Raw genomic sequence first — 10908 nt, 5'->3', positions numbered from 1 at the left:
GCGCGTACTGGTACACCTCCGGCGGATCACGCGACCCCGCCAAACCCGCCAACCCCCTCACCGTGAGCTACACGGCAGAGGTTGTGTCGGCTCCGACCGCCATCGTCACCCAGCCGCAGGATGTCGAGACGACCCTCGGTGAGACCGCTGCTCTCTCGGTCGAGGCGACGGGCGACGGGCTCTCCTACCAGTGGCAGAAGAGCGCGAACGGCACGGACTGGACCGACATCGACGGCGCTACCGAGGCCCGCTGCAAGATCGTCGCGACGACCGCCGCAGCGGCGCAGTATCGTGTCGTGGTGACCGGCGCCTCGGGATCGGTCAGCTCCGAGAGCGCGACACTCGCCGTGTCGGTGCCCACGCCGACAGTCGTCGTCTCGAAGACCGAGGGCATCGATCCAGATGGTGAGACTCTCACCATCACCGGTTCCGGCTTCCTGCCGAACCCGCCCGCGACGTCTGGCTCGAGGCCTCCGCTGGCCGGAAAGTTCACCGGCGCCTACATCGCCTTCGGCAAGTTCGCGGATGTCTGGAAGCCCTCTGCCGGCGCCGGCTCGGCAACGCGTGACACGCACTCGGTGGTCTGGGGCGTCCACCAGGCCGACCTCGTGACGATCGACCCCTCCGGCAGCGGCGCAGGCGTCGCGATCGGCGAGGACGGCACCTTCGAGGCGACCCTCCAGGTCGAGAAGGGCTACGACGGCGAGCCGGAGACCGGCAACTACGGCATCTACACCTATCCGGGCGGCGGCGCTGCATACCCCGCCTTCGAGACCTACACGCCCGTGGCCTTCGCGGTGCTCGCACCGGAGGCGCCGGCCAAGCCCACTGCGACGCTCTCCGGCGACGCCGAGGTGACCGTGTCCTGGACGGCTCCGTCCGGCAACGGAGAGGCGATCACCGGATACGACGTGACGCTGACGCCGGCGAACGGCGAGCCCTCCACGCAGTCGGTTCCGGCCGATGCGACCGAGGCGACGTTCGACGGCCTCGTCCCGGGCGTGAGCTACACGGCCACGGTCGTCGCCAGGAACGCCGGCGGTCCTTCGCCCGTGTCGGATGCATCCGACGCCGTGACCGTGCCCGCCACTGCTCCTGCGGCCCCTGCGCAGCCGACGGTGAGCGCTGCGGGCTCTGACTCGATCAACGTCTCGTGGGCTGCTCCGGCCGACGGTGGCTCGCCGATCACCGGATACACCGTCTCCGTCGCTCAGAAGGGATCGGGGATCGCATCCGTGTCTGCAACGGAGACGACGGCTGTCGTCACCGGGCTGGACCGTGCGACCGAGTACACGGTGACGGTCACCGCTGAGAACGCCGTCGGAGAGTCCTCCGCATCCCCGGCAGCCACCGTCACGACGCTCGCCGAGGTTCCCGGCTCGCTCGCGGCGCCGACGGTCAGTGCCGTGAGCGGCAGCGAGATCGCCGTCGCCTGGGCGCCGGCGTCGGATGACGGCGGCTCGCCGGTCACCGGATACCTGGTCACGATCTTCCATGCCGGTGAGCGGGTCGCGAGCGCCGAGGCAGTCGCGTCGGCGTCTTCGGTGACGGTCTCGGGTCTCACACCGGGAGCCGAGTACACCGCCACCGTCGCCGCCGTGAACGCGGCGGGCACAGGACAGCCGTCTCCGGTCTCAGCGCCGATCAGCACCTTCGATGTGCCCGGCGCACCGCGCCCGGTGACCGCGACGGCGACCGGAACGAGCGTCGACGTGACCTGGGGTGTTCCGGATGACGACGGGGGCACACCGCTCACGAGCTACGCCGTCGTCGTCTTCTCATCGGGGTCACCGGTCCAGCAGAAGACCGTCGACGCCGATGCGACGAGCGTTTCCTTCGACAACCTCGTTCCGGGCGCGACCTACACGGTCTCCGTCATCGCCTACAACACCGTGGGCGGATCGTCCGGTGTGTCGACCGATGTGACAGTGCCGGCGACCGCTCCTGGCGTGCCAGGGACACCGGTTGCGCAGCTGAGCGACGGCGACGCCGTCACCGTCTCGTGGACGGCTCCGGCCGTTGACGGCGGCTCGGCCATCACCGGATACGACGTGGTGCTGACCGGTGACGACGGGGAGCTCACCGAGAGCGTTGACGCCTCGACCCTCAGCGTGGTGTTCGACGGCCTGGCCGCCGGGGACTACACGGCGGTCGTCACCGCGAAGAACGCCGCAGGCCAGACGAGCTCCGAGGAGTCGGGCGCCGTCTCGGTCCCGGGAGCCGCTCCCGAGGGTGAGCCGGAGCTGCTGACCGAGTTCCCCGACGAGTCGTATGGCGGCGTCGAGGTCACGGTCGACGGCACGACCGCCACTGTGACGGCCGGCGCAGAGTATGCCGGAACGTGGATCGGCCTCTCGCTGCACTCTGAGCCCGTGTTCCTCGGCTGGTTCCTCGCCGACGCGGCGGGGACCGTCACGGTCCAGCTGCCCGCCGACCTCGAGGCCGGTGCCCACCGGCTCGTCGCCTACGCGGCTGACGGAACGGTGATCGGCTACAACACGTTCGAGGTCGCCGCGGCTCCGAGCACCGGCACGCCGGTCGATCAAGCGTCGCCGGCTGGTTCGACGGCGCCCGCCGGCCCGGGATCGGGACTTGCCGACACCGGCGCCGACATCTCGGGCTGGGCCGCAGCCGCCCTCGTGCTGCTGCTTCTCGGCGCTGGTGCCGTCGTCTACACCCGCACCCGGCGCACCTCGATCGAGAGCGAGTAGGAGCGGGGCGCCCGCCCGGACGGCGTTCTTCGGATCGCGGTCCGGGCGGAGCGCTGCCCACCGACAGCATCCGCACATCTCAGGAGATTCGATGACCATTCCCCTTCGGCGACGTCTGTTCGCCGGTTCGCTCGCGATGGGCGTCGTCGCGACTGTCGCGACGACGCTTGCCGTGGCCGGTCCGGCCGTTGCGGACCCCATGGCGACGGTGAGCCCGCTGGTGACGTCGGCCGGCGGCGAACTGCGCCCGGTCGACGACGCGAGTCTCGAGTGGGGCATCAACCCGATCTACCAGGGCGGCAACCCGGCAGGCAACGGCTGCAACTTCTTCTCGGCCGGGACGCAGGATGCGTACGCGCCGAGTGTCGGCGATGTGCAGGTCATCCAGCGCATCGACGAGCACACAGCCGTCAGCGTCTCCGAGGGCACGAAGTGCGTGCGGGCGACACCGGATGTCGAGCAGCACGTGCTCTTCACCGGCGGTGCAGGCACAGCCAACACCGTCACCGGCGAGGCCACCATCTCGTGGACCGGTGGCTTCACAGCCAACGCCTACGGCGGCCTCGTGCCCTGGTGGCTCGAGGATCCCACCCTGACCGTGGCATCCGATGGCACGGGAACGCTCACGGCGACGGCCGGCGGCAAGGGGGCTCCGATGGATGACCCCTCGCAGAGTTACGATCTGGAGCCGCGGCTCGTCACCGTCGCACAGTTCGAGCAGGTCGAGGTCACCGATGAGGGCATCGTCGTGACACCCGCCTTCGCCGGGGTCGACTACTTCCCGCTCGTCGACGGAGTCCGTGAGACGACGTCCGCGATCGGCGACGCCGTCAAGGCGGCCGACCCGCGCTGGGGCTCGTGGCCGGAGTCGTTCGTCGACTTCCACTATGAGACCCAGCTGTCGAGCTACTGGCACACCAGCGGGCTGAGCGCGGATCCGGACAAACTACCGCTCCCCTTCACCGTGGGCTTCGACGGCGCTCCAGAGATCAAGACCGTCCCTGTGATCCTCTCCGCCCCGAGCACAACGGCGCAGATGCCGATCATCGAGGGACGCGACGTGACGTTCACGGTCGAGGTCGCGGGGCAGACCGGCATCCGCTGGGAGCGCGCGGAATCGGCCGACGGGCCTTGGACAACTGTCGACGGCGAGAAGGGAACGAGTCTCACGGTGAGCGGCGTCCAGCCCGATTGGAACGGCGAGCACCTGCGTGTCGTCGCCACGAACGAGCACGGATCGGCGGAGTCGGGCGCGATCCGTGTGCAGACGGCTCCGTTCCGGGAGCTCGAGTTCACCCGGCAGCCGGTCGACCAGACCGTCATCGAGGGAACTCCGCTGCAGCTCGACTTCGAAGCAGCGGGCAGCCCGGCGATCGATCCGGGAACGGTTGTGCTCGAATACAGCGAGGACGGCGAGATCTGGAGCACCTGGGTCGGTGCGGTCGGCACCCTCGGCGGGATCACGGCCACGGGAACCTCGCTCGAGGCGGACGGCCGGCTGCTCCGAGTGGCCGTGACGAACCTCGACGGTGAGACACGGGTCTCGGACCCGGTCTCGCTCACCGTGATCCCGAGCACCGGGGCTCCTCAGGTCGTGATCCTTCCCGAGGGGCGGATCGATCCCTCGGAGACGACCTCCGTCCGGGTGCTCGGCGCGAACTTCGACATCCCAGAGGGTGACGACGACTCCAGTTACTCGATCGACGTGGGCATTTACGAGAAGAGTTCATGGCAGCCGGGTCAGGAGGCGCACCGCGACTGGGTTCTCACGTCGTGGGACTCCAGCAGCGGGCAGCTGTACAAGGGATACGTCGACGGCAACGACGGCTCGTTCACCGTTGGAATCACGATCCCGGCCGATACCCTCGACCCCGAGAAAGAGTACGGCGTGGCGACCTTCCTCAGGCACACCGTTCACAACACCTGGGTCGACTCGTTCCTCAACCGCTCCGCCGATACCTGGACGTCGCTGAGCCTGGTCGGCGCTCCGGAGAGTCCGGAGAGCCCGGAGAGTCCGGAGAGTCCGGAGAGCCCTGGGAGTCCTGAGAGCCCGGGGACCGAGCAGCCCGTGGCGGGCGGCCTTGAGAGGCTGGACGATCATCACGGGCGGGGCGATCCCGCGGAGGCGCTGCCCGTCACTGGCGCTGATGCAGGCGGATGGTTCGCCGCCGCGCTCCTGCTCTTTCTGGCCGGTGCGGTCGTGAACGCGACGGTACGTCGTCGTGCGTCGGCGGGTGGCACGGGGTAAGAGATGCCGGGTACGAGATGAGTGGCCCGTGACCGGGATCGAGGACACGACGGCACCCCCCTCATTCGATGAGTTTCTCGCGGGTGCGGGCGAGGTGCCGTCCGATGAAAAGGACGTATACGGGCGACAGGCCAGGCCCGATCGCCGGCTTGTGGTCGTCGCAAGCCTGTCAGCCCTGGTGATCGCGAGTGCTATCGCTGTGCTTGTGGTCGTCTTCGCGATGGCACCTGTCGTCGGTCCCGTCACCACAGGCACAGCGACGACGGACGGCTCGCCGGAACCTGCACCGTCGGAAGAGGCTCCAGAGGTGACGGCCGAACCCGATGCCGACGGCGCCGCCCCCGAGGATGCCGGGGGGATAACCGCCCTGCCCGACCCGAGCTGGCTTGCGGCGACCGCCCGTCGCACGTCGATTCCGCAGAGGGCGCTCGCCGCATACGCGGGTGCGGCCATCCAGATGGCCGAGAAGAGGCCCGGGTGCGGTCTGGGCTGGAACACCCTGGCGGCGATCGGCTTCGTCGAGACCGACCACGGCGCCATCCACGGGGGAGTCGTCGCCGAGGACGGAACGGTCTCGCCGCCCGTCCTCGGGCTCGTGCTCGACGGTTCAGAGACGCTGGCCGTCCCAGACACGGATGCCGGCGCGCTCGACGGCGATCCCGTCTGGGACCGCGCTCTCGGACCGATGCAGTTCATTCCGTCCACCTGGTCCGAATGGAAGACCGACGGCAACGGCGACGGGATCTCCGACGTGCACAACCTCGACGACGCTGTTCTCTCCGCTGCTCATTATCTGTGCGCCGCCGGAACGGACCTGCGTCGGTCGCAGGGCTGGATCGATGCGGTCATGGCCTACAACCCGGCTGCGGGCTACAACAACCGGGTGGCGGAGTCAGCCTCTGCATACGCGGCGAGCGCGGCGCGCGGAGACGGCTGACCCCTGGCGCTCGTCGGCGATCGCACTCAGTTTCGTGCGCGACAATAGACGTATGAGCGGTGAACAGGATCAGGCTGACAGCGTGGTCGAAGAGAGCGTGGTGGTCAGACGGCGACCCCGCTTCGTGAACTTCATGCTGCTCGGGGCTCTGCTCGGCGTCGTCGCGGCGCTGGCTCTCACGTTCATGGTTCCGTCAGGGTCGTCGGAAGAGCAGCGTGCCGTCGCGGGCGACGACATCGAGTACTCGACGGGACAGGTGTTCGGTTTCCTGCTTCTCGCTGCCGTGCCGATCGGGATCGCGCTCGGTGCTCTCGCCGCGATCGTCCTCGATCGCGTCATCGGCCGCAGGGCGCGAACCGTCGTCGCACAGAACATCAGAACCGGTAGTGTAGAAGTGCACAGCGAGGCCGAGACCGCCCACAGTGAACGGGCGACCGAGGCGCTCGACGCCGGTCCGGCGGTGCAGCCTCCCACAACCAAAGGCCCCGCCGCTTAAATGTCTTCTTCGAGCTCATATCGTGATGCAGGCGTCGACACAGCTGCGGGCGACCGCGCTGTCGACCTGATGAAAGCTGCGGTTGCGGCCACGCACGGCCCAGAGGTCATCGGGGGCGTCGGCGGGTTCGCCGGACTGTTCGACGCCTCGGCCCTCGCCGCGTTCTCGAAGCCGCTTCTCGCGACCTCGACAGACGGCGTGGGCACGAAGGTGGCCCTCGCGCAGGCCGTCGACAAACACGACACCATCGGTCAGGACCTCGTCGGCATGGTCGTGGACGACATCGTCGTCGTCGGCGCGAAGCCGCTCTTTATGACCGATTACATCGCCTGCGGAAAAGTCGTTCCCGAACGCATCGCCGGCATCGTCGCCGGCATCGCCAGAGCATGCTCGGCGACCGGAACCGCCCTCGTCGGCGGAGAGACGGCGGAGCACCCCGGCCTGCTCGGCGAGAACGACTACGACGTTGCGGGGGCGGCCGTCGGTGCCGTCGAAGCGGATGCCGTGCTCGGCGCCCATCGTGTGTCTGACGGCGACGTTGTGCTCGCCCTCGAGTCGTCCGGCCTGCACTCCAACGGCTACTCGCTCGTCCGGCACATCCTCGCGGCCAGGAATCTCGCGTTCACAGACCGGTCAGACGAACTCGGCGGCGTCGTCGGTGAGGTCCTGCTCGAGCCCACCCGGCTGTACACGTCGCCGCTGCTCGCCGTGACGGGTGATCCGGTGCTCGCGGCAGACATCCACGCACTCAGCCACGTCACCGGCGGCGGGATCGCCGCCAATCTGGCTCGTGTGCTTCCGGTCGGGTCATGGGTCGAGGTCGACCGTTCGTCGTGGTCTCCCGCATCCGTGTTCCGGGTGCTCAGCGACATGGCAGGCACATCGCTCGAGAGCGCGGAGGGCACCTGGAATCTCGGTATCGGCTTCTTCGCCGTTGTGGCGGCCGACGCCGCCGCGAGCGTGACAGCCCGGCTGACGGCGTCCGGGATCCCGACCTGGCAGGTCGGCACCGTCGAGACCTCGGCTCGAGACCTCACCGGTTTCGAGCAGGGCGCGAAGGGCGTCGACGGCGGCGCCGTTCGCCTGGTCGGCACCTATGCTTCGTAACATCCCCACCTCGCCCTCGCTCATTCCAGGAGAACACTGATCCATGTGCGGCATCGTCGGCATCGTCTCTCACGAACCGGTCAACCAGCAGGTCTATGACAGCCTGCTGCTGCTGCAGCATCGTGGGCAGGATTCCGCGGGAATCGCCACGGCAGACGGACTGACGCTTCATATGACGAAGGTCAAGGGCCAGGTCCGTGAGGGATTCCGCACCCGTGACATGAGAACGCTGCTCGGCAACGTCGGCCTCGGTCACGTGCGCTACGCCACGAAAGGAGACGCGGCCAACGAACGCGAGACCCAGCCGTTCTACGTGAACGCTCCGTATGGCATCACCCTCGTGCACAACGGCAACCTCACGAACACACGCGAACTCGCCGACGATCTTTTTCACATCGACCGCAGGCACGTCAATTCGACGAGCGACACCGAGATGCTCCTCAATGTGCTGGCCACCGAGCTGCAGGCGCAGGTCTCGGGGCGCGACCTCGACCCTGACCAGATCTTCACAGCTGTCACCCAGGTCCACGAGCGGGTCGAGGGATCCTATGCAGCGATCGCTCTCATCGCCGGGCATGGCCTGCTCGCATTCAGGGACCCCTACGGAATCAGGCCTCTCGTTCTCGGGCGTCGCACGGCCGGGCTTCTCGGCGACGAGTGGATCGTCGCGAGCGAATCGCTTGTGCTCGAGGCGTCAGGCTACGACGTCGTGCGCGAGGTCGCACCGGGAGAAGCCGTCTTCATCACCGCGTCCGGCGAGCTGTACTCCCGCCAGTGCGCAGCCCATCCGCGTCTTGTGCCGTGTTCGTTCGAGTATGTCTACCTCGCCAGGCCCGACTCCGTGATGAACGGCATCTCGGTGTATGACGCGCGTCTGCGTCTCGGCGATCGCCTTGCAGACACCATAGCGACGCACATGCCGCTCGGCGATGTGGACGTGGTGATGCCCATTCCGGACTCGTCGAGGCCCGCGGCGATGCAGGTCGCGCGCAAGCTCGGCATCGAGTATCGAGAAGGGTTCTACAAGAACCGTTACGTCGGCCGCACCTTCATCATGCCGGGGCAGGCAGAACGCAAGCGGAGTGTCAGGCAGAAGCTCAACGCGATGTCGAGCGAGTTCAAGGGCAAGAACATCCTGATCGTCGACGACTCCATCGTGCGCGGGACGACGTCGAAAGAGATCGTCGACATGGCCAGGGCCGCCGGTGCGAACAAGGTGACGTTCACGTCTGCGGCTCCGCCGGTTCGCTACCCGCACGTGTATGGCATCAACATGCCGTCTCGCCGTGAGCTCATCGCTCACGGTCGCAAGATCCCCGAGATCGCGACCGAGCTCGGCGCCGACTACATGATCTACCAGGAGGTCGCCGACATGAAGGACGCCATCGTCGAGGGCACCGGCATCGCGGACCTCGAGATGAGCTGCTTCACCGGTGACTATGTCACGGGGACGGTGTCGCCCGAGTATCTCGATTGGGTCGAGCGCACGCAGCTGTCATAAGCGACCCGCTGCCGGTGAAGGACCTCAGTCGCGCGTGTCAGGATCCATCGGAGGCAGTGGTGGCTGGGGCGGAATCGACTGTTCCTCCGCGGGCACGGCTCCGGTCGGCGGCATCGACTGCACCGGCTGCCGAGGTGCTGCCGGCGAGGTGTTCCCGGACCCGTAACCGTGGGGTTCCGACTGACCGTACGCGGTCGTATGCGACGGCCCTGTAGGGTACGAGGATGCCTGTTGGCCGCGCATGCGCCTCACCTCGGCTTCGATGCGATCTTCAGTGATGTGGTTGCCGGGCCCATAGGCGTCCAGGCCGAGGAAAACCGCTGCGATGGCCATGCCGACGATGGGCCAGATCGGCCAGAAGTAGTGCCCCCAGCCTCCGCCGAGGGCCCAGACTGCGACGAGCAGAACGGTCACAGCCGCCCAGATGCCCAGGTAGTTCTTGAAGCTCGCCTGCGATTTCAGTCGCTTGTGCGCGATCCTGCGCAGTTCCTCATCGCTCGTGTTCATAACAAAAGCCTATCGACACCCCGCCCCGCGGGTCGAGAGCCTCCGCGGTGGTCGAGCCTGTCGGGGCCCCGAGACTCAAGCCTGTCGTCTGTCGGGACCCGGTGGTCGAGCCTGTCGAGACCCCGAGACTCAAGCCTGTCGTCTGTCGGGGCCCGGTGGTCGAGCCTGTCGAGACCCCGAGACTCAAGCCCGTCGTCTGTCGGGACCCGGTGGTCGAGCCTGTCGAGACCCCGAGACTCAAGCCCGTTTGGGTTCGCCCGGGTTGTAGTCGTCGGCGTAGTCTGCCCACTTCGCGATTTCTTCGTCGTTGTATTCGGTCGACGAGTGACCGGTGAGTTCGCGCTCCAGAGCGTCGTAATTCACGTCTGGACTGTAGGACTTCAGCTCACGCGCGATCTTCGTGTGCTTTGCCTTTTGACGGCCGCGCCCCATGCGAGACCCCCTTACGAATCAGTTGCCGAATGTGCGTCAGAGCATCCGGTGGTTGAACCAACCTGGGAACGATTAAAGACTGCTTGCGAGTTTAGCATGTCGGTGTGGGGCGAACCCCGTGCTGGCCCGAGAATGACTGCTTATGCTCACAGCGGAATACGGCCCGTCATCGAACGAGCAGGTAGGCGATCAGCGCGATGCCGATGCCCGCCGCGAGATTCGCGACGACGTCGAGCGCTGCTGCTCCCGTGCGACCGTGCCGCACCCGTTGAACGGTCTCGACGCTGAATGTCGAGAACGTTGTGAGTCCCCCGCAGAATCCCGTCGCGAGCACAAGCAGGACCTCGGGCGAGATGAGCGCTCGTTCCCCTGCCGCGAGCAGCGCGCCGGTGACGGCGGACCCCGCGACGTTGACCGTGAGCACAGCCCACGAGAGGCCGCGTTCCGGCCGTGGGGGCAGCAGGACGGCCACAAGGTGCCGCAGGCAGGCGCCGACCGCGCCGGCAAGTGATACCACGAGGGCAAGCGCGATGCTCATGGTGTGTGCCCCGTGCTGCGTGCCGCGACGATGTTCCCCGTGGCGATGCCGATCCATGCGGCTGCAGTCCCCAGAACAAGAGTGCTCACGACATAGCCGGCCACGAGCATCCAGTCACCCGCCATGGACTGCGAGACGACTGAGCCGGCCAGCGCCGAGAACGTGGTGAACGACCCGAGCAGGCCGGTGCCGAGTCCCATCCTGAGCCATGCGGGAGTGCCGGCTCGGCCCCACACGGCTCCGACGAGCAGCCCGAGCACACCCGACCCGAGCACGTTCGCGATGAGGGTGGACACCGGGAAGCCTGTGGGCTCGTGCGGCATCGCCAGATCGAGCATCAGCCGCAGCAGCGTGCCGGCCATGCCACCGACGAACACGGCGGCGAAACGTGCGGGCATGGGCAATACGTTACGCCCTTCGACCGCTCGACG

The 10908-nt window shown here is 67.6% G+C and carries 10 protein-coding genes; 6 read left to right on the top strand and 4 right to left on the bottom strand.

The genetic code is table 11. The features are described 5' to 3' along the window. From ACYVF5_RS16600 to purF, 6 genes are all read left to right on the top strand, one after another. Nucleotides 1-2711 (top strand): fibronectin type III domain-containing protein (locus ACYVF5_RS16600; protein ID WP_460948464.1); only part of this gene is annotated, 2711 nt, incomplete at its 5' end. 91 nt (nucleotides 2712-2802) lie between these two features. Then, nucleotides 2803-4959 (top strand): hypothetical protein, encoded by a 2157-nt coding sequence (locus ACYVF5_RS16595; RefSeq protein ID WP_460948462.1) that lies wholly within the window; start codon nucleotides 2803-2805, stop codon nucleotides 4957-4959. Between the two features lie 28 nt (nucleotides 4960-4987). Next, the gene (locus ACYVF5_RS16590; protein WP_460948460.1) at nucleotides 4988-5896 is read left to right on the top strand and encodes a lytic transglycosylase domain-containing protein; all 909 of its coding nucleotides are present in this window, start codon (nucleotides 4988-4990) and stop codon (nucleotides 5894-5896) included. Between the two features lie 52 nt (nucleotides 5897-5948). After that, nucleotides 5949-6392, top strand: coding sequence for a hypothetical protein (locus ACYVF5_RS16585; RefSeq protein WP_460948458.1), 444 nt, complete (start codon nucleotides 5949-5951; stop codon nucleotides 6390-6392). After that, complete coding sequence (purM, locus tag ACYVF5_RS16580; protein ID WP_460948456.1) at nucleotides 6393-7499, top strand: phosphoribosylformylglycinamidine cyclo-ligase; 1107 nt, start codon at nucleotides 6393-6395, stop codon at nucleotides 7497-7499. A 43-nt stretch (nucleotides 7500-7542) separates the two neighbouring features. Next, nucleotides 7543-9000: an amidophosphoribosyltransferase gene (gene purF / locus ACYVF5_RS16575; RefSeq protein ID WP_460948454.1), complete on the top strand. Its 1458-nt coding sequence runs from the start codon at nucleotides 7543-7545 to the stop codon at nucleotides 8998-9000. Between the two features lie 24 nt (nucleotides 9001-9024). On the opposite strand, the gene ACYVF5_RS16570 is transcribed toward purF, so the two are convergent. The 4 genes from ACYVF5_RS16570 to ACYVF5_RS16555 all read right to left on the bottom strand — a co-directional run bounded on the left by ACYVF5_RS16570 (nucleotide 9025) and on the right by ACYVF5_RS16555 (nucleotide 10875). After that, nucleotides 9025-9507 carry a 2TM domain-containing protein gene (locus ACYVF5_RS16570; RefSeq protein WP_460948452.1) on the bottom strand — a complete coding sequence of 161 codons (483 nt, stop codon included), beginning with the start codon at nucleotides 9505-9507 and terminating at the stop codon, nucleotides 9025-9027. 237 nt (nucleotides 9508-9744) lie between these two features. After that, complete coding sequence (locus tag ACYVF5_RS16565; protein WP_460948450.1) at nucleotides 9745-9939, bottom strand: DUF3073 domain-containing protein; 195 nt, start codon at nucleotides 9937-9939, stop codon at nucleotides 9745-9747. A gap of 166 nt (nucleotides 9940-10105) precedes the next feature. Further along, nucleotides 10106-10477, bottom strand: a complete 372-nt coding sequence (gene crcB, locus ACYVF5_RS16560; RefSeq protein ID WP_460948448.1) for a fluoride efflux transporter CrcB — start codon at nucleotides 10475-10477, stop codon at nucleotides 10106-10108. Then, a complete protein-coding gene (locus ACYVF5_RS16555) occupies nucleotides 10474-10875 on the bottom strand; it encodes a fluoride efflux transporter FluC (RefSeq protein ID WP_460948446.1) in 402 nt (133 codons plus the stop codon). Before ACYVF5_RS16555 ends, crcB begins: the two co-directional genes overlap by 4 nt. Nucleotides 10876-10908: the final 33 nt, after the last annotated feature.

Source organism: Okibacterium endophyticum, assembly GCF_054780075.1.
Note: the sequence above shows the minus strand (reverse complement) of the source record. Positions and strands in the feature narration are given on the sequence as shown.